This is a genomic window from Shewanella saliphila (assembly GCF_014648295.1).
GTDB classification, from domain to species: domain Bacteria; phylum Pseudomonadota; class Gammaproteobacteria; order Enterobacterales; family Shewanellaceae; genus Shewanella; species Shewanella saliphila.
The window spans coordinates 1-25,513 of the sequence record NZ_BMQV01000051.1 but is presented as its reverse complement, the minus strand read 5'-3'; the positions used below and the strand labels follow the sequence as shown (position 1 = coordinate 25,513).

Sequence of the window (25,513 nt, the reverse complement as noted above, 5' to 3'; positions counted from 1 at the left end):
AACATCCAGAGCGATGGTCAAAAGAAGAGCGAAACTGGCAACCAATAGGCGCTGTGGCGTTAAATCCAGAGCAACATAAAGAAGTTGCTTAACAATTTAGGCGACAACTGTCTTGAAAAACGCCGTGATGGAGAATCTAAAGTTATCTTTCTTACATACTTCCATCCCATGTGGGGAACACCAGGTTTATTCCAAATTCTTTTACTCATTTATTTTCCTAATGCTTAAAAATATCAACTTTTGTTTCAAGACATTTTCGTAGTAATAAATCATTAACTCCTACACCAAACCAACTTTCTGGCTTTTGGAAAAAGTCTAAGCCTCGGCCGATTTTAACTGTCCATCCGTTATCAATACGGATTTCTCTGTCATGTAGATTTTCATTCACTTGTACATCCAACTTAACATCCAGCTCCAATAGACTCTGCTGGAGATCTTGAAGGGCTTCAGCCATCTCCTTAACATCAGTATGGTCATCATAAGAGGTAATTAAGGTGATTTTATCTATGGACGGTTGCTTGATTACAGCTTCACAAAAACGAACAAAATTATTCAATTGATGTTTAGCGCGAATATATGGATCTTCTATAACAACCGATTTTGCACCTTTTAAATAAGAAGTGATAATCGACTCATAGCTGTAACCCGTCGAGTCATAATTGATCGTGTAATGCTGTTCTTTTAATTCTGCAACTATTGCCGGCTCTAGTGGTACATCTGTAACACTAGAGCCGCTTTCATTTAGCGGAACGTCAGTCGTTTCACTTTCGTCCTCAGACACAGCTCTCGATGGCTGTAGTGTTGCTAAAGCACCAATGGACTCTGGGCAACGTACAATAATTTCTTCGCCTTTTGAATTGATATATGAAAGGTCAATATTGGCAAACTCATCGTCTGGCTTACGCTTATTCATTTGCTCTTTTACACGGCGACGACACTCAACAGCATACTCAACATACTGTTCAAACTCTTCATCAGAGCACTGGCCATGAGGGTGAAGCATTTTAATAAATGCACAAACCGTCTTTTTAATGCCTTTTTCATCGCGGCCTTCAATGGCTCGCCCAAGCTTTATACGCTTATTCACCATCTCATAAACATTTACCGATTTTAGCTGATGATGAAAAGCCTCTGCTAAATAGTCAGTAATAAAACCGTAGTTACTGGTTAAATATTCACTCGAGTTTTTCGGCATTTCCCAACCAGGTAAATACGCATAAAAACGGTCCATCACAGCAAGGTCGAACTCTTTGGGTAATGGCTGAAATAAATCATACTTGCTAGAATTAACCACCTGATTAACAGATAAATCTAAGTTACCGACAAAGGCTGTACTGGCATCTGCAATGACCTCTTTGCCACGAGAGAATCGTCCATTGGCCATAAAATCTTTTAAAATTTGAATAACATCAGGATCTTTAACCTTCATGTTACCCACTTCATCAAAAGCAATCGTATCCCAATGCCCAACTAAACCGGTTTCTTTGCGATTTTTATTGTAAAACAAGGTAGCAACAGTCGCCTGCCCACCAGAAATCAGTGTCGAATAAGGGGAGAACTCACTATAAAAATATGACTTCCCTGTACCGCGTGGCCCTAATTCAATAAAGTTAAAGTTTGCTTCCACTAATGGAGCTAACCGTAGTAAAAAGTGAAACTTAACTCTTGGGGTTAATTTGCTTGCTTCTAAGCCTACTGAGCGGAGAATAGCGTCCATCCACTCGTCACGCGTCATTAATGCTCTGCCGTCTTTATACTCATTAAAATCAAAGCGACTTAACTGAATAGGACGTAGGCTTTCAATATAAAAAGCATAATCATCTTCATCGACTTCGTTATAAGCCAATTTAACTTCTGCCCATATACCGCCTTCGAGTAAGCGCTTATTCTCTTTGTAAAATTTCTCACCTATCGCAATTTTCTGCGAATTAAAATTCTCAAGAGATGCCCAATGCCTTCGCTGACTTTCAACATATCGCACATGCACTTTATCAATAAAACTGTGTTTGCCTTTCGTGGCAACCTTAGATTGCGCAGCATTAGATTCATCAGGCCGAACATAGTTATCAGACAATGTTTCCAACACAGCTTCTAAGCCTGCATGTATCTCATCTTCGTCATCACTCGCACAATATCTGGCTAACAAAAACTCCAGCACAAACGTAGGCACATTGGTGCCTTTTTTAATCCTTTGAAGTAAATCCTTACGAACTAATTTACCGTCAAATATCTCAATCAACTTACTATCTAACGCATCCATACTGATTCCTTAAACGGCATAATCGGTTTCAAGTTCAAGTACATCGCCCAAAATGCTATTTGTTACAGGGTCAATTGCTTTAACTTTAAACTTACCTTCAAATTCAGGGTCCATTTTTAGTGTTACTTTTATCGTATCGCCGGGCTCAAGAGTCACCGTGCCTGTTGCTGCATTAACATACTCACCAGGGCGAGCTTCACCAACTACTTGTAAATTTTTACCTGTACCAGAATGCGCTTCTAATAATATTTCTGTCGTTTCTAAGTCTTCAGCTTCGCCAAATAAATCGGCACTTAACGATTCTAGCTTCAGCTCAATCACTGCAAAACGAGTCGTAATACGTTTAGCGCCTTTTTTGTAATCTAACACTACTGATGCTGTTTGCCCTGCTTTAACAACACTCGATTTTAAGGTGATTTCAATAACAGGCACTAAACATTCTTGTAATGACAAACCGCCATGATAATAAAGCATACCTTTACGGTAAGGTGCTAAAGATCGAGGCCCAGCAAACATACTAATATCAGATTTAATCCCGAGTTTATCGTTAGCAAGGCTATAGTGAAGGTCGTCTAAGTTACCAGCACCCAGTAATATTCGTTGGTGTTCCACTTTCCAGTTGGTATCTGGGTTCTTAACATTATCGCCAGCTTCTTGGGCATTATTCATATAGAAACCGTGGTCGGTAACAATAAATACTTTCTGAAAACCTTGGCTTTGTAGTTTGTTAACCGCTTGACGTATTTGCTTTAATTCACGCTGCATCATAGACGGTGCATCTTCAGGGTGATTTTCAAAAAAGCTGTCTATTTCGGTACTGCGAATAACCAACAAATCGACAGATGTCGCTATCGACTTACTCTTAGGCATTTTCACAAAGTCTTTTAACGTCATCTCATGAAAGCGATCACCGTATTGTGATTTAAATACGCCCATACGCTGAGCGACATCACCAACAGGTTTTCCTTTATATAAAGCTTTAGTTTTACCGTCTTCTAAGCTCACCGATAAATGTTCATATGCGCCAGGCAATAAACTCGCCATCCCCACAGGAGTAATAGAGGGCAACGTAGCAAATGCAGCAAAAAGGTGAGAGTCAGCGTCTTCTACTAGTTGCTTATTGAGCTCAAAGCCAAGCTCATAGCGTAATGCGTCTACCATCAAATAAGCGACTCTATTGCCACTGCTTTTAAGTAATGGCTCCACTTTGCTATCAAATACTTGAGTATTAGAAAGAAACCCAGCTGGTGGCCAACCGGAATCATTCACAAAGTGTGTAAAACGTAACTGTACTGACTCAACCAATTTACGGTAGTTTTTACGAACTAGGTTGACCACGCCAGGCATTAAATCGTCAGCTACAGGACAGTCGTTTACTGCCTGTTCAAATTCACGATGTAATTGATCTGCTCGGCGAAGCGACGATTGGTAAAACTCAATTAAGTCGCTTTGTTTTTTAGTAAAATTAGGTAACTCTCGCGATAAGTCTTCACAGGTTTCTAGTAAGCGCTGTGACGATTTAACCAACTCCCAATTCACCTGGCTATCACTATTCGCTGACCAAACAGAGTTAGCATGCTCACTCACAATTTTGCGAGTTAGGTCTCTCTCATCAGCAATCAAGGCATCAATTGCTTGCTTTAAATAACACTTCTCTTCAAACGGGAAGGTATCTCTATTGCCTAGTTTGGTTATGTTAACGCACAGCGCACTTAGTTTTAGCTCAGCTTCAACGGCACTAGCACGTTCAACATATAGGCTCTGGTAATCGGTATGCTTTCTTAAGTTATCACCCAACTCTTCAATGATGGGTTTGGCTGATGATTTGGCCACCATTACATCAGATAAACTCGCAGGGATAGCTTCATTTAAGTCAAAAACAAATTCACTAAATAATACAAAGCGCCATAGCTCGTCCGCGATAGCAGACCAGCTCGATTGCTTAGTGCGTAGTGTTAAGCCTAAAGTTGAATTAAATAAGCTTAACGCTTCATTATGCCAACTTTTTTGCCCTGCTAATTTGCTTTGCACCTCTTTATTGGCGGTCATAAATTTGAACAATAAATTGGCCGCGCCTTCTGTGTGTAACGCTGCTTGTAGGGTAGGCCAGTTTACGCCACCACCAATCGCATTGATCACTTCAAAACTCGGATTATCATTTTGTTCAAATAATTGGCGAATTTCAGTCGCTTGGTCAGGCTTTGCTTTTAAACAGATATCTAAAAAATTATCACCCGAGCGTTCAGGATCGGGGAAAACACACCCCGCCGCCGCATAAAGTGCAAAGGGATCTTTTTGTTTTTCTTCTTCTTCCATAGGTGCAGCTTTGGGCACATACACTAAAAGCTGTTTGCCCGACTTTAATTTAGAGAGTGCACTTACTGCTTGTTGTCGGGTAAGCAAACTCCCTTGGCTAACATCAACCACTTCGCATTGTTCGGAAGCCATATCTTGGGCTAATTGTTGGTAGCGATGCTCACCATCATAAACCACCAGCACACTGGTATCGGCCAAGCGCTTTTGTAAAATATCGGTTTTTATGTACTGCTCGATACTCATACTCTACCTCCATTTACATTATTCGCTTGATTGGAACGGTAAAGCGTTAAGCGGTCATCCGTGGCAATTTTCTCCCTGATGTAAGCATGCAATTCTGCATCAGAAAGCGGTTTAGGTTGCCATTCCAACACAGGCTCTTTTCTATTCTTTTTAAGCACTTCAACTTCATGCCATAACTCATTTTCCACATCGTGAGCAATGGCTAAACTGCGATCGTCGAGGCATTTTTTAAGCACTCGCTCTGGCCAAGTAGAAAAAGCTAAATGAGCCCAATCGAATTCCCCTTCCTGGAGCTGTTCCCAGGTTTGTTTGAGTTTTTTCTGCCAAGGTTTGTGTTGAAATAAGCGCCATAGTGGCGCTGCAGTGATTTGCACACCATCGTTATGATTTGGTTGCCAGAATTTTGATAATTCTAATAATTGATCGCAGAAGCTTTGAATATCAGCAACTTCATTTGATATTTTTTCAAGCTCAGTTTCTTGTTCTCTTGACCTATTAACAATACTCAAGATGGTACTTTTATTTGTTTCTAACTCTTCTAATCTGGGATATATATCTTCATTCAAATGAAATAATAATGATTGTGTTTTAATAGCATGAAAATTTAACCATAATGTTATATTTCTACTTACTGACTGAAGTGGCCAGTAAATTGGGCTCTGTCTTCTACTTTTGCTATATTGCTTCAAATGTGATTCAAAAAAACGGCTAGGATTAGAAAAGTATTCATACCAATTTGATATCTTTAATTTATTCATTATTGAATTTTCTTGAGATTCAACGTCAGTTACAAAGCAAGCTCTAAACACATTTTTTATTTCCCCTTCAAGTAATTTATCATTTTTATACATTAATATACTTTTTTTTGCTTCAAAATTAAGCAAAGAAGAAAATCGGGATTCGGTAAATATATCTGTTGAAAATTTAGCCACAAGATCTTGTTCATCCCCTAGCTCTTTCCATCGCCCTAAAATAAAACCAAAAACATATGAAATAAATTCAAACGAGTCATATTGGTGAACGTCACATTTAACTTTTCTTAGTTCTTCCACATCAAACAATATATCGACAGGCTTATCGGCCAACTTATATAGATACAAAAAATAATGCTCAAGATACGCACGAGCCTCATCAAAAAATACTCTATTTACCATAGGCTTTATAAAGGGGCCAAGGTAACTTTTTGAAAGCTCCGAACTTGAGTTATCTGCTTTTACATAACAAGCAAGAGATTGTGTTAAGTTCGAGATTTTACTTTCATCGAAATATTCACAATTTGGACAAGGAAGTTTGGCAACGTAACCTTCATTATAAGAACCAAAACAAATAAGTAGCTGAATAAGTTCTTCAGCAATATCAGAGTTAAATAAACCAAGGTAATAATATAAACTACGACCATCATCTGAAGGAAATATTGCTGGCCCTTTACCGCCAAAAATAGAATCTTTCGGAAGTTGTCTTACACTAAAGCCTTTTTGAGTTCGTTGTGGGTAAGTTAAACCAGGTTTATAGAGATATTTGTGTGCATTGCGAGTCAGCAATACGGGAAATTGAGTTGTTCGAAGTTTATATACTTCTTGAGTTTTCTTTTCCCAATTTACTACTAAATCAAGATCGTAATAATATTTCTGATATTCACCGCCTTTTGCAAAAGATATCCATCTTTTGCACATTCCCGTTTCTTCTAGAGGGATTTCCCAATAGGAACGAACAAATCTAAAGTCATCGCCAGAAGCTAAGCCCTGTTTAATATCACCTAGTCCATTCTCAAATAGTTGGTTATTGGTATATAAGTTAATCTTTTCTTCACTCGCCCAATATGACAAAGGTGAACCAGGCAAACTTTTAAAGGATTCTGCTTGAATTAATTTTTGTCCTCTATCTCGCTCCACGTTAATGTAAGAAATCAAGTCGCTATTTTTGTTTTTGGATGACATTAAATCAAAAAAGTGAATTTTATGGTTTGATGGGGTAGCAGCACTAACAACATATGCAGCAGTTTCTACCATAGCATCATCTAATACTCCTAAGCCGAGATCTGCCATCACTGTCAACCTAGTATCAGAAAACGCTATTTTCGTTCTCCACTTCTCCATCCTAGATAAATAAAAGCCTGTTCTTGAGCTGAGGCAGCCTAGCAGCCCAGTTGTTGTTAATTTTTCACTACCTCTATCAACAAAGCATCCAAATAAATCATAAAATGAAGTTGGATAGTTTAATTCAATTATTTTTCTCGTAGCCGTTGAAGCAGCTCCGAATGGCGGGTTCATCAATATGACATCAAATTTTTTCTTGCACAAATCAATAAAAGCAAAACCTTTCGCAGCATCAGAAGCAAACAAACGTTTTTGCTCTGTCATATCTGATGATGTTGAGTTTGCATATTGAGACAATGCGTCAAGGATTCTTTGTTCAGCTTGGAGCCAAAAGCTCTCATCATCAATATCAGACACATCAAAATCAACTTCGCTCTTACCTGCATTCTGTCGCTTAGCTACCTTAGCTAAATCTGGAAATTGACTTAATGCTTGGTTTTGTTGCTGCCAAATGGCTTTGGCGCCTGTAATTGCGTCTTCAATTTCTTTTTCTATTTTAAGTAACGTACCTGCTTCACCCGCCAGCTGCATTTTATCAAATATCACTTCTACTAATTGGCCAAGAACAGTAGGTTTTAACTGCGAAGTGAATTCTTGTAATAACTCTTTTTCACCCGGCATAGGCTCGGCACAAACAATGTTTGATTTCGTGATTTGCGGCCGGAGTTGTGGCTTAATACCAGCTTGTTGCCAACTATTATGAGCCCGTTGCCATAGCGACATACCAGCTACTTGGGTAGCACGTGGGTCAATATCCACTCCGTGAATATTATTCTCGATGATTAAACGTGGTACATGAGTCAAAAACTCTGCTTTATCGTGATAACTTTGCATTAATGATGGTTGGTTATTCTCACGAACAAAAACATCCGCTCCTTGAGCGGCTTCTATATCCCAGGCTTCATCATAAATACGTTCAAACAAATCGAAACAATACAAACCAAAGTGCATTGAGCCACAGGCAGGGTCGAGCATTTTAATCTCGCGCGGATCTTTTAACCCTCGATGCTCTATATAAACAGTTTGTTGTAGAAGCTCTTCTTGGCTTAAACCTTGGGTTTGCTCTTGTTCAGGCGCATCCTCACCCTCAGTGAGAAAAACCTCATTAGGCCGTTTTACTAAGTATTCACATTCATCAACTAATTTGGTTTGCCCTTTGGTCATTTCATACCAAATACGGCCAAGAGTGTTGTCGGTTAAGAACTCCACCACATAGCGCGGGGTAAAGAATTGGTTTCGTACCGCAAGCTCGCGGCTATTGCGAGGAGCTTGTGAAGCATCGCGCATTTTTTTGCGTTCTTCTTGCGAGTTAAAGTATTGGTATATCCAACCAATGGTTTCATCTTCTGCCCATAATGGGGCGACTTCATCGTGATTGATTAATGCCAGTAACTCCAACAATACCGGCGTTGATGGAAACAACCGTCCTTGTGCAGAGAAGCGGTCAAACAGCACAGAAAGGTCTAATGCAAATTCGTCAAAAATACTGAATAAGTAATGGGTATAAGCCTCACCGGTTTCGCCCAAACTGATACCGGCAATGCGGTGAAACAGTTGAAAGCCTTTTGAGTCGTAACCGTTAGCGAGCGATTCAGTTAAAAAACCGCGGGCTTCACTCATTCGAAGTGCTGCCAGACGATTTAAAACAGTAAATGCCTGTTCACGAACGATGCGGTCTAATGCTGCAAGTCGGTGCTCTTTTTCTTTGCTTTTACTTTTGCTGTGATCGTTAGCCGCTAAATAATGCTCAAAGGTATCGCGCAATAGCTGCGCCGTTTCTTGCTGGTGTGGTGTAAGGCCCGCCAGTGAGTTTATATTGGCTATTTCACCGGTTATTGGGTTCATGCCATAGGTAGCTTGCAGTTGCCGGGTAAACTCGGTTGCGAGCAAGCCTCTTGAGTCTGCAACAAATCGGTTTAAGCGATTTCGGGTGGATTGGTCAAACGCCATGGTTAAGTCCTTTTAACTTTCAAAATTTAAGAGAATTTCAATATCACTGTTTAGCTCTAAGTCACCTTTGAGCTGTTGCAGTATTTGAATAAGTTGTTCAAGTTCCGCTTTTTGCGTAACCCGTTTAGGGATTGTCACCTTGCGTTCAATTTTTTGATTACCTTTCCCTTCGGCTTCGTATTTCGCTTTCTCTTCTGTTATGCGATGTGCTCGTTTGGCTTGGGCTTTTTGGCTGACTGAATGGCTAACTTCTTTCAGTTTTTGACTAATATTAAACTCTTGCGAAATAAGCTGTTTTAAACCTGAAATATCTTGCGATACGGTTAACCCTAACGAATCAAAACGTTTAAGCTCTTGGGCTTTCTCGTCAACGGTTAATTCATTCCAGTCAACATGACCCGCTATTTCGGTTTGCGCTTGTTCAATACTTTGCTCTTGTTGATTTTGCATCTCAACAACGGTTGAAGCGATTAGAGCATTGAGGCTAGTTAATATTGAATTAAAGTCTGCGCTTAGTTGATAAAAATCCGCTTTGGCTATTTTATCGTTGAACACTAAAATTTCTTCAGCCGCGGTTTGCTTTAGTTCGCCAGGAATACCTGAGCTTGGTAATACTTCAATGGATGTAATAAGCCCACTTAAACTTTTAATGGTTTTATCGAGTCCTTTTTTAAAGCTTAACTGTACTGCGGTGGCCCATTGCAGAGATTGAAATACTTGTGACTCTTCGGCACCAAGCCTTTGTGGTGCATCTGAGCAGTCTGACTGCAACATGTTGGCTAAATCATTTCTAAGACTATCTGCTATATCTTCACCTGGAATGTCTAGGTTTCTGAGCTCAGCTGCAAGAGAGCCAAAATCATGTTGTGCTTTGTTAAAGTATTTAACGGCAGCCTTACTGATATCGTCTTCATTAGGAAAAACCATTTCACCTGTAAATTCAGTAAGGCGTTCAGATGCTCTCATGAGCGTGTCGAGGGAGGGCCTATCATCCCTGACATGCACACCAACACTTTTAAAAGTATTGTTAGTTTTTATAGCGTCGATTGCTTTTTGCCCTGAACTAGTCAGTTCAGTGCCTGATATTTTGAACTTAACAATTCCACCAACAAACATTGCAGCGACGAGGTAGCGAAGTGTATCTTGCGACCAACCAAATGGTGGGCGAGAAAAATGGTCGGACAATACTTTTCCATCAATACCGCCTCGCGAGTCGATATAGTCTTTAATACTCGTGATAGCAGGGTAATTTTCATTAATGGCATATTTATCACCATTTTTTTCAACTAATGCTAACGGATCCATATCTGCAGTGATCACCGATAACTTGTCTGCGCGTATAAACTTTTCAGCTATATTGGTATTAACTTGAACAGCTGCTTCTTGATAGCGGTCGAATACTTGTTTTGCTGCTTCGAGTAGGTTTTTCTTACATGCCTCAAGCAATTTTTGGTCGTATCCTTCTACTGCTGTTGCATTACCACCAAAAATAAACTCACCATTAATTAGGCTGCGACTAAGTTTGGCCTCTACTTGGCCTAAAAGATTCGCCGCTCTGTCTTTTTGCGTTTTACAATAACTCTTAATGTCTTTATCGGTTTCATTACGATAACGGTTGGCGATTTCATCACAACGGTAGGCTTCATTAACAAGCGAGTCCACATCTGGCGATGTTCTTGCTAAAAGATAAATGTCATTGGCGTTGTGACGAGATGCATCGACTAAACGTGTTCTTGCCACATCAAAATCAGTTGATGAAACAAGTTCAATCACTGTTTGAATAGGGTTGCGTTCACCATTTAAAGAAGACACTAGACCAGATTCATTATTGTACTTAATGCCAGTTTGTACTGAACGAGAGCCGTTCAAATTTACGCTTGGTAACGGGCTCATTACTTCACGTAATGCATTGCTCATTATTTTACGTAATTCAATAGACGGTAAACGCAATTGATGACGTTCTTGTTCTATATCGTTTAGCTTTTCACTAAAAAAGGTTAACTCACCATCTTTTTCTGCAAGTGGTACTTTGGGGTCGTTTATTAAATCTTCAATAGCTTGATTTATGACTTCTTTTTGTGATTGATTTGTCACATTGCCATGCATTAATGCCGCAACATTCTGCCTGGTAATGGGTAAATTATTTAATATCTCTAACAGTGCGACTGTTTTAGCAACACCTTGATGATTGGCAGAGTCATACCAGTTTGACTGATAAAGTCGACCTACTGCTTTGTGTTTAGTTGCAAATGCAGCACCAATATCTTTTTCTAACGCATCGTAAAGTGTTACCGATGTAGCCAACCAACCAACATTTTGATCTGCTATTGGTGATTGCTCATCAGTACCTTCCACTAGTACATCATGAATAACCTTAATTGCAGAACGAAGACCAATACCACCGGTAGACTTTGCTAACACGCCAAGTAAATTAAGTAGTAACTCAAAGTGAGCGGGTAGGAATGGATATAAGTCTACAAATGACTTTTCATCTATATCTGCTTCGTAAAACTTGTTACCTTCTAATTTGGTTGCATGGCGAAGTGATTGGCCATTGCTTTCAAACAATGCTTTTAACTGTTTTTCGCCATCGGCTGATTTACCCAATAAGCGCAAGTAACATATTTCTTTAATGTCACTTGATTTCAATCGAATATCAATTGGGAATCTGTCTATTAGCTTGTAAAGCTCTGGTGAGTTTAGCGCAGCGCTTTTATCATCTTCGGCCAAGGTTTGTTGAGCCGTACCAAAAATCCAAACCTTACCTTTACCCAATTGTTTAATTATTTGAGCAAAACCTTGAAGCTTAAATATTAATTTTTCACGTGGGCCAACGTAGTTACCGATTTCATCAAAAATGAAGATGCAATATTGTTTATTGCTGGTTTCACGCACGATATCGATTATTTCTTGGGCTTGTTGCTCTACAGTGAAGACAATTTCTTCGTAATCGGTTTTAAAGCTGTCTGAGTGCGGCCAAAACTTAGGGTACATTTGATGAGCAAGCTCAGGAATAATGAAATCGACAACTGATGGGTCGTCTTGATAGGTCTGCCAGGTTTCACCGTCGAGCATTTCAGAGAACTTCTGCTCGAACTCTTCATAGCGGCCGTCTTTTTTTAGTCTTCTTTCGAATGAGGCTACTTTTAGATTGCGTGAATAACCAGCCCACTTAAGTACTTTGTAATAAAGTACTGTTGCCACATCTTCCATTGACGCGCCTGAAGATTGCTCACTGGCCAAATCAACCATGACGACAGAAGCAGGGAATCGTTTGGCAACCGTATTAAGTAGCGCTTTTGTTCTTGCATCTCGGATACGATCGGAAAAATGTTGTAAAAATGGGGTGCCATCAACCGTAATGCGATCATCAAGCGCCATACCAATGTACTTAGATAAAGATGATTTACCTGAACCGTAGAAGCCTGATACCCAAACACCTATCTCATTTTCATCATTTGAATTCATAGCGGTTTGCATGCGCTCTAGCAGCTCATGCATACTTTCACATAGATGATCAGTTACTACGTATTCTGAAATTTCAGCTTTTAGGTTTTTTTCTTCGTTACTACCGTAGGTAATAACCTTTTCAATGCGTCGGTCTAATCCTTTGCTTGCATCAAATAAAGTTCTGATATTTGTCATGATCTATTCCTTTTAACCACCAACATGAAGTGAGCGATAATTGCCATCTTCTGGGTAAAAACCTAAAAATTTAAGTCGGGTTTTCCCGGTTCTAAGACCAGGATATAAAAATACTGTCGGTACATTGAACTTGCCTTGAAGCCCTGCCTCAATCGCACCAATGCGCATATAGGGATGGAGAGCTTCAAGATCTGTAACCAGAATGAGTGCATTAGGGTCTGCTTCGGTTTCTAGTAAAAACTGTTCAAAGGCTTCTTTTAAACCAGAGCCTTCTTTAGTTAGAGCATTGGTTATTGACTTGGTTACTTTGTCAAAATTAAGTGGCTCTTTTTTATCTGCCGCATCCCACATTTTTTTTACTGCTGGGTTGATTTTATTGAGCAGATTTTCAATTTGATCGGTAATAGAAAACTCGTTGACATTCCAGCCTTCTGTTTTCAAACGCGCGAGCCAAGCTTTCTTTTGTCGTTTAACGGCAACGATTTCTTCTGGAGAAAAGACCAGATAATAAATGGGTTCAAAGCTAGCGTGGGTAAATTCTCTTCCTTGTTTTATTTTGGCAACTAATTCATCAAAATTTGATTTAAGCAACGACATTAATGACTTCCTCCATGTTTTTATATGCCCAGCTAATTTGCACAACGTCACCAGCAGCCTGGATAATCCAATGCCGATTAACGGCTAATGCTTTTAGCTCTTCTCTAACATCATCAGGGTTTAAGCCAAATAGCTGCCAGTCTGGGTGATTGATCACTGCGTTGTCTCCTAAACCCGAAAAATGAAGTTCATAGGCGAGATAAACGGCAATATGATCAGAGATCCTAGGTGGTATGAGTCTTCGTTCAGATCGGTTATGGACTTCTAAAAAACCATAATCTACCAAGCAGCCTAAAATATATGATGAAACTCGTTTGATTGTTGTGTCTGACCAAGACTTTTTCATTTTTCCGTCTTGTAAACCAAGCTCTACAAATGCTTTGGAGTCATCAACATGAATGCTCTGATAACCTGATGCATACTTTTGCCAATATACGTCTTTAACAAATTCGGCCAGAATAAAATTAGCTCTAGCCGTATACAAATAAAAAACTTGGCTCATTTCTGACGTTGAAAGTATGGGCAGTAGCTCTTTTACTTGCTGGGCTACACCTTCATTTCTTAAATATCTGGGGAAAAAACATTCAGCAACAATATTGCGTAAACGTCTGGCTGTCACATTTGGAAAAGAGCCGGACTCTAAAGCGACATCACATAATTGTTGGGTGTTCATTCCTGGTTGCCAAAGCTCGAATAAACCTTTGGTTTCTTCCCTTAAACCAAGTCCAGCAGATAGCTGTGTTGTATAGTACTGCTCAACCATCTTTATATATCACCTTGAAAATATGGAAATGCTTTTTTATGGTCGTTGAATGCTTGTAGATAGGCGGATGCAATTCTGGGAATCGACTGCTCCCACTGATTACTTTTTACTTGACCAACATTAATTGGACCTTCACCGATTAAGCTTGCTGAGCTTGAAAGCTCACTTAATCTTTCTATGGCGTCTTCTTTTGAAATGATTAGTGATTCATACTTATCACTTTTATCACGTTTTAACTGTTCAACTAACGTCTTTTCAATAAATTCAGGTAAGCGAAATAAGTGGAAAGATTTACCAACACCGATTGATTCATCATGAATTTTAGCTGCGGCTGCAGACACGGCTTCATATTGAGCAATGTATGCCGTTCGGGGAAAGGTAAACTCCAGCATCTTTTTTGTTGATGGGTTTAAAAAATTAGATGCCCACCAGCTAAATTGGCTCTTCTCACCTAGAAATCCGACTAAATAGCGAAGTGAAATTAACTTATCAATTGTTTCTTTATCCATTGTTTTCTCCTTAAAACGTCCGTTTATTCAGCGCGACTTGATGCTTTTGGTTTATTTAATTTTTGTACTTCTATCCACGCATCTAAGTCTTCACGCTTAAACCGCCAAGAACCGCCCACTTTGAACCCTGGAAGCTTACCTTCACTAGCAAGACGGTATGCAGTTTTATCAGTAAGTTTTAAATAAATGGCGACTTCTTTTAGTGTTAAAATTTGGTCCGTCATTGCAATGTAAATACTCTATTTTTCAAGTCATGTGTAAGGAACAATAGGCAGCATATGAGAAAATTGAGGTATGGGCAATCTATTATGAAATCAATACCCAACTAATTGACGAATATCAATATTACCTTCGCTCGTGGAGTATAAATAAATGCAGAAAGGTGATGCAGTGGATTTAATCAAGGTGTACATGAAGAGCGCTAAATAATTTAGGTGAAACTTATCATTTTCGTTAATCAAAACCGGTAGTCAAGCACATAAGTATAAGCATTCTATTTATATTGGTGCAGACTGACTCGCTGTTAGCGACTACATAATCAAAGGCTCCAGTAACACTCTTTTAAGCAATTACCCGTCTTTTTAGTATGTAACGAAATACAACTAGATTAATGGACCTAATCAATATGAGGTGCGAAAATGATGACTTTCGAGTTAGCTTTATTTAAGCGAATTCTCCTACCTAAATGATCTAAGTAAATCATACCAAAAACGAAGACAATCTTTTAACCTTAACAATCAATTGGATAGGTTAAATCTAAGCCATTTTCAAAAAAAGATTGTCTTCGTTTAATTCCAATTGTCTTCGTTTTAATTCCACGCTTTCAACTAAACAGCCAGCCCTGCTGCAACACCAGATGACCAGGCCCACTGAAAATTAAACCCACCTAACCAACCACTTACGTCCATTACTTCACCAACAAAATATAACCCTGCGACGTTATTAGCTTGCATGGTTTTTGAAGATAACTCATTAGTGTCAACACCACCTAAGGTGACTTCTGCGGTGCGATAACCTTCGGTGCCATTCATCACAATTGACCAGTCATTTAAGTTTTGAGCGAGTTGTTCACGTTCGCCGTGGCCAAGTTGATTTAAGGCTTTATCTAATAGTGCTTCTTCAAATAAGGCTTCAACTAAACGTTTTGGCAACCAATGGCTAAGGGTGTTGCGTAAACTTTGTTTGGGATGATTTTTAAGCGCGAGTTCGATTTTTTCTAACGCATTTTCACCTGGGAGTAGATTTATTGAAATGGCTTCGCCTGCTTGCCAATAGTTTGAAATTTGCAGTACTGCAGGGCCAGATAAACCGCGATGGGTAAATAATAGTGCTTCACTAAATTGAGTGCCATCTTGTGCGGTGATCGTTGATGGAACGGCAATACCTGACAATGGTTCAAAACGTACCTTTTGATCGGCATGCCAAGTAAAAGGTACTAATCCAGCACTGGTGGGTAATACGGTTAAACCAAACTGTTCCGCAAGCTTATACCCGTATGGCGTCGCGCCGAGTTTAGGCATCGATAATCCGCCAGTGGCGATCACTAACGATGTGCAACTAAAGTCACCATTTGAGGTACTTAAGCTGAAGCCACTCTCCGTTTTACTTACCGAGAGCATTTCTGTGCGAAGCTTTACCTTAACGCCTGCCCACTCGCATTCGGTCATTAACATGGTGACGATATCTTTGGCTGAATCGTTACAAAATAGCTGACCATGATCGCGCTCGTGATATTCAATACCATGGCGTTCAATCAACTCAATAAAGTCGCTTGAGCGATAACGCGCTAATGCCGATTTAACAAAGTGTGGATTACCACAAATAAACTGATGCGGTTCAACCTTTTGATTGGTGAAGTTACAGCGCCCACCGCCACTGATCAAAATTTTGCGACCAGCCTGTTTGGCGTTGTCTAGCACTAATACATCACGACCTCGATAGCCCGCAGTTGCAGCACACATTAACCCTGCCGCGCCAGCGCCGATGATGATTACGTCATGATGTTTCACGCTTTACTCCACACAATTTGAATTGATGATTTACGTTACGTATAAATGCAAAAAAGGATGCTATTTTAGCATCCTTTTTGATATCTACTCACGGTTAACTTAACCGTTCTGCTGCGCTATTTTTTGAGTGTCTCAGACTTTTTATCTCGACTGAGCAACTCTTTAGCCGCTTCAACGGGTGCCTTACCTTGGTATAGCACTTGATAGATTTGCTCTGTGATGGGCATTTCTACCCCGAGACGCTTGGCTAAAGTGAACACTTCTTTAGTGTTACGATACCCTTCTACCACTTGGCCAATTTCTTCTTGCGCTGTGTTCACGTCTTTACCTTGGCCTAAAGCCAAACCAAATCGGCGATTACGCGACTGGTTGTCGGTACATGTCAGTACCAAGTCACCTAAACCGGCCATACCAATAAATGTTGAGGCCTCTGCGCCTAGCGCTTCACCTAAACGGCTCAATTCAACAAGTCCACGGGTAATTAATGCCGTACGCGCATTGGCACCAAAGCCAATACCGTCTGACATACCGGCACCAATTGCAATGACGTTTTTAACCGCGCCACCTAACTGTAAACCAGTAAAGTCGTCGTTGGCATAAACACGTAATCGTTTTGGGCTGTGGAGTAATTCAACCAGGTCGTGAGTAAACTGAGGGCATGTGCCTGCTACCGAAATGGCAGTAGGTAAGCCCGCAGCTAATTCTTTAGCAAAAGTAGGCCCAGACAATACCGCTAATGGGTATTGCTCACCTAACTGTTCACGTGCAACGTCTTGTAATAGACGACCAGTTTCAGGCTCTAGCCCTTTGGTGGCCCACACAATGCGTGCATCTTTGCGCAATAACGGCTTAGCTTGTTTAAGTACATCACCAAATACATGGCTTGGCACTACCACTAAAATATTTTTACTTGCGGCGAGTGCTTTACCTAAATCGGGTTCAATTGCTAAACAATCCGGAAACTGAATACCCGGTAAAAACTGTTCGTTACAACGATTGTCAGCTAACACTTGCATGCTTTTAGGATCATGTCCCCAAAGCAGCGTCTTATGACCGTTGCTCGCCAAAGAAATAGCAAGGGCGGTGCCATAAGACCCCGCCCCTAATACCGTAATTTCGGCAGTATTACTCATAAATTATGCTGTTGCTTCTTCAGTTGCAGCAGCTTGACGCTGTTGAACATACTGAGCAAATAGTGCGTCAAAATTAACTGGCGCTAAGTTTAGTTGTGGGAATGTACCACGACCCACTAGGTTACCGACTAATTCACGTGCGTATGGGAACAACACGTTAGGGCAGTATGCACCTAGAGAATGAGCAAGTTGTGGTTCAGTTAAACCAGAGATAGAGAAGATACCGGCTTGTTGAACTTCACATAAGAATGCTGTTTCTTCGCCATTTTTAGCAGTAACAGTAAGAGATAAAATCACTTCGAATGTGTCGTCAGTCAGTTTGTTGCTACGAGTGTCTAGGTCTAGCTTAACTTCTGGGTTCCATTCTTTTTGGAAAACAGCTGGGCTGTTTGGCGTTTCAAAAGACAAATCCTTTGTATAAATACGCTGAATGTTAAATTGTGGTGCTTGTGCTTCGTTGTTTGCGACTTCAGCCATAATTTCCTACCTATATGTGTTATTTAGCTTTTCTTTGCAGCTAATTGTGTTGGGCTTTTGCAACTAAGAATCAATCGATTGACCTATCGTTAGTGCTTTCCCGTAAAGTTGATTTTGCTAAAATAATTTCAACAAAATCTTGTTGATAAACAGTGTTAGCGCATTCCCAATTCGTTAACACTGTGTCTATTTAGTCGCGTAATTAACGCTTACTTTTAACTACGGGTAAATTTGCACCCTGCCATTCGCCCATGCCACCTTTAAGGTTAAACACGTTTTCAAAACCTTGTTTAGTAAGGAGTTGAGCCGCTTGTGACGATGTCATACCTGAGTTACATACAAGTATAATGGGGCTAGATTTAAATTTTTCAAGGCTTGAGACTTGATTATTTTTAATTTCAGATAAGGTGACATTTAATGCATCTACAATGTGGCCTTTCTTAAATTCTTCTTTACCGCGTACATCAACAACTTTGGCATCTTGCTTGTTAACCATTATGGTTAATTCTTGATGGCTGACGTTTTTTACTTTAGATGTACCCGATTTAATGACGCTAACAACAAGCGCCACAAATAAGCCTACCCACGCTAAACTTAACATTGGGTTAGCTTTAAAAAATTCCATGTACTCTTGCATAATTACTGATTTCTCTGACAATGGCTAAGATGAGATGCCACCGAGTATATCGTTTTGCTAAGTAGTTTTCATTAGTGAAACACCTAAATAACGCGTTTATATCGTGACCCGCACCACTTTAATCATTGCTTTAGTTATATCTTCAAACCTATATGCCTTTTGTGCGCTATCGATAAGTAGTAATATTCATACAATTGAAATTTTATAACACTTCTATTTTTAACTTAAAAGGTACTTGCAAATGACTCAGAAACGTCCTTTAGCATTACTTATCCTCGATGGCTGGGGTTACAGTGAAGATCCGCAAGACAATGCGGTTTTCCATGCAAACACCCCAGTGCTAGATAAGCTAAATGCACAATATCCTCACAGCTTAATTTCAGGTTCTGGTATCGATGTGGGTTTACCAGACGGCCAAATGGGTAACTCTGAAGTTGGCCATATCAATATCGGTTCAGGCCGTATTGTTTATCAAGAGTTGACCCGTGTAAGCAAAGCGATTGCTGACCATGAGTTTGAAAAAAACCAAGCGCTTTGTGAAGCAGTAGACAAGGCTATAGCAGCCAATGGTGCGGTTCACATCATGGGGCTATTGTCTCCTGGTGGCGTACACAGCCACGAAGAGCACATTGAAGCCATGTGCCGTATGGCTGTTGAGCGTGGCGCAACTAAAGTGTATTTACATGCATTTTTAGATGGTCGCGACACACCGCCACGCAGTGCCAAAAACAGCTTAGTGCATTTTGATAAACTGTTTGCATCATTAGGCCATGGACGTACAGCATCAATCATTGGTCGTTACTTTGCGATGGACCGTGATAACCGCTGGGATCGCGTGTCACAAGCCTACGAATTAATCAGTGAAGGCAAAGGTAAGTTTAGCTACAGCAGTGCCCCTGAAGCCTTAGAAGCGGCTTATGCTCGTGATGAAAACGATGAATTTGTATCAGCATCGACCATTGTTGATGACCAAGGTCAAGTCGCTGAATTAAACGACAATGATTCACTTATATTTATGAATTTCCGTGCTGACCGTGCACGCCAAATTACCCGTTGTTTCGTCAACCCTGACTTTGATGGTTTTGTTCGTAATAAAACCCCAAAAGTCGATTTTGTGATGCTAACTGAGTACGCTGCCGACATTAATGCAGCAGTGGCTTATCCATCAGAAGACCTAGTGAATACCCTGGGTGAAACCCTACAAAACCAGGGTAAAACTCAACTGCGTATTTCTGAAACAGAAAAGTATGCTCACGTGACGTTCTTCTTTAACGGTGGCAAAGAGGAACCATTTAAAGGCGAAGATCGGATTTTAATCCAATCACCTAAAGTGGCTACGTACGATTTACAGCCTGAAATGAGCTCAACAGAGCTGACCGATAAGCTCGTTGCCGCAATTGAATCAAGCAAATACGATGTGATTATTTGTAACTACCCTAATGGCGATATGGTTGGCCACACAGGTAATTTTGATGCTGCGGTTAAAGCCTGTGAAGCTGTCGATGCCTGTATTGGTCGTGTCGTTGATGCATTAGCAAAAGTGGATGGTGAGTGCTTAATTACAGCCGATCATGGTAATGCCGAAAAAATGAAAGATCCTTCTAATGGACAAGCATTTACAGCGCACACCAGTAACTTGGTACCGTTCGTTTATGTTGGTCGTGACGCCACAATAAAAGATGGTGGACGCTTGAGCGATATCGCGCCAACTATGTTAACCTTAATGGGCCAAAGCATCCCGGAAGAAATGAGCGGGCGCTGTATTATTGACCTTAAAGAGTAAACATTAACTCGTGATAACTCGTTTATTTGTTAAAGCCAGCATAATTGCTGGCTTTCTAAGCCTTTCATTTATGGCAAACAGTGCTGATTTGGCTTCTCGTCAATCGGCATTAAAATCTATTCAATCGCAAATAAACCAACAACAAAACTCACTTAAAGATACCGCTAAACAGCGCGAAAAACTGATTAATTTATTAAAAAGTGACGAGCAAGCCATTGCAAAAGCAGCTCAAAAAGTCAATCAATCTCAAGCCTCACTATCAGCCGTTAATACTAAATTACGCGAATTGGACAAGCAACAAATCGAACTCGCCAGCCTCAAAAGTAGTCAGCAGCAAACATTATCAAAACAGCTATCTAGTGCCTACCTTGCCGGTAATCATGACTACACAAAAATGATGCTTAATCAGCAAAATCCTGCCACCGTTGAACGTATGCTGGCGTATTATCAATTTTTAAATAATGCCCGAATTAAAGCAATTAAACAGCTAAAACAAACCAGTATTGATTTAGATAAAGTGAAGCAACAACAGGTGACTTCGCAGCAAAAGCTCAATGCATTAGTGCTTGAACAAAAAAAGCAGGCGCAGCTGTTATCTAAAGAACAAGATCAACGAAAGCAAACCCTCACTCAATTACAGCGTACCTTATCGAGTAAAGGTGCAGAGCTCGAGCAGCTACAAATTGAAGAAGCCAGTTTAAAGCGTATTATTCAGCAAGCCATGGTAACCGCTCAAGCGAATCCAACAATGGACGGCTTAGCCAATCAACGGGGTAAGTTGAAATGGCCAACAAAAGGACGTATGAGCAAACGCTTTGGCAGTAGCCGTTCAGGGCAAATAGTCTGGAAAGGCAGCGTTTTGTCGGCACCTGAAGGGCAAAATATTCATGCTGTGGCGCCTGGCAAAGTTATTTATGCTGACTGGCTACGAGGCTTTGGTATGGTGTTAGTGCTCGATCATGGTAAGGGTTACATGAGCCTTTATGGTCACGCACAAACATTATTAAAGCAGCCTGGCGATATGGTCAAAAGTGGCGACTCGATTGCTTTAGTGGGTAGCTCTGGTGGGCAAAGCGAACCCGGACTGTACTTTGAAATCCGTAATAAAGGCAAAGCGGTCGACCCTGCTTATTATTGTCGCTAATGGTACTGTTCACGACGTTTGCGCCTAAATAGCGCTGTATCAAGCCCATTAAATATGCCTATAATCGGTTTGTTAGCATGATATTAACAACAATAACTCTTAAAAAAATAAGCTAAACTTGTGCGAATTCTATTAATTTTCTTCATTTACTTATGCGGTTTGTTACCCGTAAACGCCGCCAAACTAGCCATTATCATCGACGATATTGGTTATAGACTCACTGACGAAGCAGCATTAACACTGCCAGCCAATATTACCTTGTCAGTATTACCTCATACTCCACTCGGCCAAAAACTGGCTAATGATGGCCATCAAAAAGGTCATGAAATCATGTTGCATCTGCCCATGCAGGCATTAAACGGTAAAGCCTTAGGCCCAGGCGGATTAACTAATGACATGAGCGAAGTACAAATTAAACAACAGCTACAAGCTGCATTTAATAGCATTCCTTTTGCCAAAGGGGCTAATAATCATATGGGTAGCTTATTAACCCAAATGGATGACCCTATGTTATGGGTTATGCAAAGCTTAAAACAGCAGCAATTGTTTTTTGTCGACAGTGTGACAACCAAATATACCAAGGCAAGCGATACCGCTAATAAACTTGGCGTACCGTTGTTAAGAAGGCATGTATTTTTAGATAATGACGTGAGTCAGCGAGGGTTAGAAAAACAATTTAACCAGATAATTGAGCGAACCAAACAACAAGGTAAGTTAGTGGCTATCGCCCATCCTTATCCAGAAACGATTCAGTTTTTACGAGCAAACCTATCCCGTTTAGAAGCCAATGGTATTGTGCTAGTTCAAACATCGCAGTTATTTGATGACATCAACATTGCCACCACAAGTCAGGCTAATCCAACTGCAACACTGAAATAGATAAATCAGGTAAAGATGCTAATAGGTCGTCTTTGTTAGTCACGATATCAGCTAAAGTATACTGATCTAATACGGCTAAATACGCCGCAACCGCTTGTGCTAAAACCCCCCTCAGTTTGCAAACCGGGGTAAAACGACAATAAGGTGATTCACAGTCAATGGGGGCAAGTGAATGTTCTAGGTCACGCACTAGCTGGCCTAAGTTGAGCTCACTAGCCGTTTTAGCCAATTTAAATCCACCGCTCTTACCACGAATTGTTTGTAAGTAACCCAATCGCCCCAATTGATGAACAATTTTAGCCACATGATTAGACGACAAGTCAAATACACTCGTTACCTCAGCAATGCGAAACAAATTTTCGCGCTCTGGTTGCACAGCAAGGTACATTAAAATACGAATACCAAAGTCTGTATATCGAGTCAGTTGCATAATCTAAAGTATCCAAAGTAAATATTTGCCGCAGATTAACATGTTGAAGACTCTAAATCAGTGATCAACCATAAAGCTTGCTCATTTGTTGTGCCGCAAACATCAATATTGGCAGTAAATTCAGCGCACACATCTGGTCGTTCAGGCTGACCAAAAATCTTACATAAATTGTCATTATTTAGTTGCGCACAACGCACACCCGCTGGTTTACCATTTGGCATACCAGGGATCGGGCTCGTGATTGAAGGTGCAATGCAGCAAGCACCACAACCTAAACGACAATCCATAACTTACTCCGCGGGTTATAACTGCTTATTATATTTAAAAACAGCATCATAGAAACACGTTTAATTACATTATTCATCAAATCAATAATTGAAACTACAACCTAGCTAAGGCAAATTAGCTGCGATAGTTAGTTCGTACCCATTATATCGGCGTATATCAGATCACATTTTCAGTTATTAAGCATTAAATCAACAACCGTCATAATGGTACATTATCCCCTCTTATTGAATAAGGAAATCACCTATGAAACGTCCTGTCATTCTCGATTGTGATCCTGGCCATGATGATGCCATCTCACTCATTTTAGCGTTAAGTTCAGACAAGCTTGATGTCCTTGCAGTAACAACCAGTGCAGGTAATCAAACACCAGATAAAACATTAAACAATGCCTTACGCGTACTCACCTTACTAGGCCGACATGATATACCCGTGGCGGCCGGAGCACCTAAACCTTTAGCGCGCGAATTAATTATTGCTGATAATGTCCACGGTGAAACCGGTCTTGATGGGCCTAAATTACCCGACCCTGCATTTGATCCAGTCAGCCAAACAGCAATTGAATTAATGGCTGAAAAAGTCAAAAACAGCACTCAACCTGTAACACTTGTTCCAACGGGTCCTTTAACCAATATTGCGCTGTTTTTAGCAACACACCCAGAGCTACATCATAATATTGATAGCATTGTACTGATGGGTGGTGCAGCTGGTGTAGGTAATTGGACACCTGCTGCTGAATTTAATATTTTTGTCGACCCAGAAGCAGCTGACATGGTGTTTAAATCAGGCATTCCTATCGTAATGTGTGGACTTGATGTTACTCATGAAGCACAGATTATGGATGAGGACATTGAGCGTATTAGAGCAATTAATAATCCTGTCGCTCAATGCGTTGCTGAACTGCTCGACTTCTTTATGATTTATCATCGCGATCCTAAATGGGGCTTTACTGGTGCGCCACTGCATGACCCTTGCACCATTGCCTGGCTATTAAACCCATCATTATTTACCACTGTAGATTGTTGGGTTGGCGTTGAAACAAAAGGTGAGCACACTCAAGGAATGACGGTTGTAGACCGATATCAACTAACTGGAAATCCGCACAATACCAAAGTCTTGTTTAATATAAACCGTGAAGGGTTTGTCGACTTTATCGTAGAGCGTCTAAACGATTACTAACCCAAAAATGTCATGTAGGTTGATATCTACATGACCATAAAGGAAAAGCATGAGCACTTTATTAGTTGTCGGTAGCGCCAATGCCGATCATGTCCTGACTTTTGATGATCTTCCCCAAGCTGGAGAAACCTTAATTAGCCAACAATATCGCCTTGAACTCGGTGGTAAAGGTGCAAATCAAGCTGTCGCAGCTGCTCGCTTACGTAATGCAAAGCAAACTATCAGCTTTATATCAGCACTCGGTGATGACAGTAACGCGGCAATGATGCGTAACACTTGGGCAGCTGATGGTATCGAACTTGAAGGATGCTACCAAATAGCAGATCAAAGCACTGGTACCGCGATGATTTTTGTAAATCAGCAAGGTGAAAATAGCATTGGAGTCGTTCCCGGCGCTAATGCCTACCTATCAGCAGTGCATTTTCAACAACAGCAAGCTAAGTTTGCTCAAGCAAGTTACATGTTAATCCAACTAGAAACGTCATTAGAAAGTGTTAAGGCAGCATTACAACTTGCAAGACAACATCAATGCATCAGCATACTCAATCCTGCGCCAGCAGCTATGTTGAGCAAAGAACTACTTAGCTTAGTCGACATTATCACACCAAATGAAACAGAAGCTTATGCATTAACAGGAGTAGAGGTCAGTGATCAATTAAGCGCCTCAAAAGCAGCTGATTACTTTCATCAACAGGGTATCAATAAAGTTGTAATCACCCTAGGTAACAAAGGTGCTTATGTTAGTGAACAAGGTAAAGGGCAACTCATACCTGCACCAATAGTTAATGCTATCGATACTGTCGCTGCAGGGGATACATTTAATGGCGCACTGATGGTGGCATTAGATGAAGGTAAAAGTCTGCAAGAAGCGGTAATTTTTGCTAATAAAGCCTCATCGATTGCGGTTACCCGTCATGGAGCACAAAGTAGTATTCCATATCGAGATCAGTTAAATAATTGATATCAAGTTCTATACAACAAAGAGCCTCGTCTAAATGACGAGGCTTTTTGTCATTGCTTAAGCTGATACATGTAGTCGCGGGAGATGAGGCATGACAAGCCGTCTGCGGTACATATAGTGCAGCAAACGGCTTTACCACGCTGATTAGATTTTCAAATTTCAAATACGAAAAAGGCCTTTGCATTACTGCAAAGGCCTTCATCTTAAGTTGGCGGAG

The 25,513-nt window shown here is 40.5% G+C and carries 19 protein-coding genes; 5 read left to right on the top strand and 14 right to left on the bottom strand.

The genetic code is table 11. The features are described from left to right. Positions 1 to 217: 217 nt before the first annotated feature. The 12 genes from brxL to IEY48_RS17800 form a co-directional block, all read right to left on the bottom strand. A complete protein-coding gene (gene brxL / locus IEY48_RS17855; RefSeq protein WP_188922775.1) occupies positions 218 to 2,260 on the bottom strand; it encodes a BREX system Lon protease-like protein BrxL in 2,043 nt (680 codons plus the stop codon). Positions 2,261 to 2,269: 9 nt separating this feature from the next. Then, positions 2,270 to 4,819, bottom strand: coding sequence for a PglZ domain-containing protein (locus tag IEY48_RS17850; RefSeq protein WP_188922774.1), 2,550 nt, complete (start codon positions 4,817 to 4,819; stop codon positions 2,270 to 2,272). Then, positions 4,816 to 8,865 (bottom strand): BREX-1 system adenine-specific DNA-methyltransferase PglX, encoded by a 4,050-nt coding sequence (gene pglX, locus IEY48_RS17845; protein ID WP_188922772.1) that lies wholly within the window; start codon positions 8,863 to 8,865, stop codon positions 4,816 to 4,818. The genes IEY48_RS17850 and pglX overlap by 4 nt, the downstream gene beginning before the upstream one ends. Positions 8,866 to 8,877: 12 nt before the next feature. After that, positions 8,878 to 12,510 carry a BREX system P-loop protein BrxC gene (gene brxC, locus IEY48_RS17840; protein ID WP_188922770.1) on the bottom strand — a complete coding sequence of 1,211 codons (3,633 nt, stop codon included), beginning with the start codon at positions 12,508 to 12,510 and terminating at the stop codon, positions 8,878 to 8,880. A gap of 12 nt (positions 12,511 to 12,522) precedes the next feature. Further along, entirely contained in the window at positions 12,523 to 13,107 is a 585-nt protein-coding gene (locus tag IEY48_RS17835; RefSeq protein WP_188922768.1) for a BREX protein BrxB domain-containing protein, read from the bottom strand. Beyond that, positions 13,094 to 13,870, bottom strand: a complete 777-nt coding sequence (locus IEY48_RS17830) for a BrxA family protein (protein ID WP_188922766.1) — start codon at positions 13,868 to 13,870, stop codon at positions 13,094 to 13,096. Before IEY48_RS17830 ends, IEY48_RS17835 begins: the two co-directional genes overlap by 14 nt. A gap of 2 nt (positions 13,871 to 13,872) precedes the next feature. Next, positions 13,873 to 14,379, bottom strand: a complete 507-nt coding sequence (locus IEY48_RS17825) for a BrxE family protein (protein ID WP_188922764.1) — start codon at positions 14,377 to 14,379, stop codon at positions 13,873 to 13,875. A gap of 23 nt (positions 14,380 to 14,402) precedes the next feature. Beyond that, positions 14,403 to 14,603 (bottom strand): methylation-associated defense system helix-turn-helix domain-containing protein MAD1, encoded by a 201-nt coding sequence (gene mads1 / locus IEY48_RS17820; protein WP_188922761.1) that lies wholly within the window; start codon positions 14,601 to 14,603, stop codon positions 14,403 to 14,405. A 603-nt stretch (positions 14,604 to 15,206) separates the two neighbouring features. Further along, positions 15,207 to 16,388: a BaiN/RdsA family NAD(P)/FAD-dependent oxidoreductase gene (locus IEY48_RS17815; RefSeq protein ID WP_188922759.1), complete on the bottom strand. Its 1,182-nt coding sequence runs from the start codon at positions 16,386 to 16,388 to the stop codon at positions 15,207 to 15,209. A 116-nt stretch (positions 16,389 to 16,504) separates the two neighbouring features. Further along, positions 16,505 to 17,521 carry an NAD(P)H-dependent glycerol-3-phosphate dehydrogenase gene (gpsA, locus tag IEY48_RS17810; RefSeq protein ID WP_188922758.1) on the bottom strand — a complete coding sequence of 339 codons (1,017 nt, stop codon included), beginning with the start codon at positions 17,519 to 17,521 and terminating at the stop codon, positions 16,505 to 16,507. A gap of 3 nt (positions 17,522 to 17,524) precedes the next feature. After that, the gene (secB, locus tag IEY48_RS17805) at positions 17,525 to 17,998 is read right to left on the bottom strand and encodes a protein-export chaperone SecB (RefSeq protein WP_188922756.1); all 474 of its coding nucleotides are present in this window, start codon (positions 17,996 to 17,998) and stop codon (positions 17,525 to 17,527) included. Positions 17,999 to 18,200: 202 nt separating this feature from the next. Beyond that, positions 18,201 to 18,635 carry a rhodanese-like domain-containing protein gene (locus IEY48_RS17800; protein WP_188922754.1) on the bottom strand — a complete coding sequence of 145 codons (435 nt, stop codon included), beginning with the start codon at positions 18,633 to 18,635 and terminating at the stop codon, positions 18,201 to 18,203. Positions 18,636 to 18,876: 241 nt separating this feature from the next. On the opposite strand from IEY48_RS17800, the gene gpmM reads away from it, so the two are divergent. The 3 genes from gpmM to IEY48_RS17785 all read left to right on the top strand — a co-directional run bounded on the left by gpmM (position 18,877) and on the right by IEY48_RS17785 (position 22,441). Next, complete coding sequence (gpmM, locus tag IEY48_RS17795; protein WP_188922752.1) at positions 18,877 to 20,418, top strand: 2,3-bisphosphoglycerate-independent phosphoglycerate mutase; 1,542 nt, start codon at positions 18,877 to 18,879, stop codon at positions 20,416 to 20,418. A 10-nt stretch (positions 20,419 to 20,428) separates the two neighbouring features. After that, complete coding sequence (locus IEY48_RS17790) at positions 20,429 to 21,562, top strand: murein hydrolase activator EnvC family protein (protein ID WP_188922750.1); 1,134 nt, start codon at positions 20,429 to 20,431, stop codon at positions 21,560 to 21,562. A 120-nt stretch (positions 21,563 to 21,682) separates the two neighbouring features. Further along, on the top strand, positions 21,683 to 22,441 hold the full coding sequence (locus tag IEY48_RS17785; protein WP_188922748.1) for a divergent polysaccharide deacetylase family protein: 759 nt from the start codon (positions 21,683 to 21,685) through the stop codon (positions 22,439 to 22,441). Here IEY48_RS17785 and IEY48_RS17780 read toward each other — a convergent pair. Together IEY48_RS17780 and IEY48_RS17775 are read right to left on the bottom strand one after the other, a co-directional pair. After that, entirely contained in the window at positions 22,416 to 22,871 is a 456-nt protein-coding gene (locus IEY48_RS17780) for an Rrf2 family transcriptional regulator (protein WP_188922746.1), read from the bottom strand. The genes IEY48_RS17785 and IEY48_RS17780 overlap by 26 nt on opposite strands. A gap of 35 nt (positions 22,872 to 22,906) precedes the next feature. Beyond that, positions 22,907 to 23,158: a YkgJ family cysteine cluster protein gene (locus IEY48_RS17775; protein WP_188922744.1), complete on the bottom strand. Its 252-nt coding sequence runs from the start codon at positions 23,156 to 23,158 to the stop codon at positions 22,907 to 22,909. Between the two features lie 244 nt (positions 23,159 to 23,402). Here IEY48_RS17775 and rihA point away from each other — a divergent pair, with 244 nt between their 5' ends. Next, positions 23,403 to 24,335 carry a pyrimidine-specific ribonucleoside hydrolase RihA gene (gene rihA, locus IEY48_RS17770; protein WP_188922742.1) on the top strand — a complete coding sequence of 311 codons (933 nt, stop codon included), beginning with the start codon at positions 23,403 to 23,405 and terminating at the stop codon, positions 24,333 to 24,335. Positions 24,336 to 24,384: 49 nt separating this feature from the next. Then, on the top strand, positions 24,385 to 25,296 hold the full coding sequence (gene rbsK / locus IEY48_RS17765) for a ribokinase (RefSeq protein WP_188922740.1): 912 nt from the start codon (positions 24,385 to 24,387) through the stop codon (positions 25,294 to 25,296). Positions 25,297 to 25,513 lie beyond the last annotated feature (217 nt).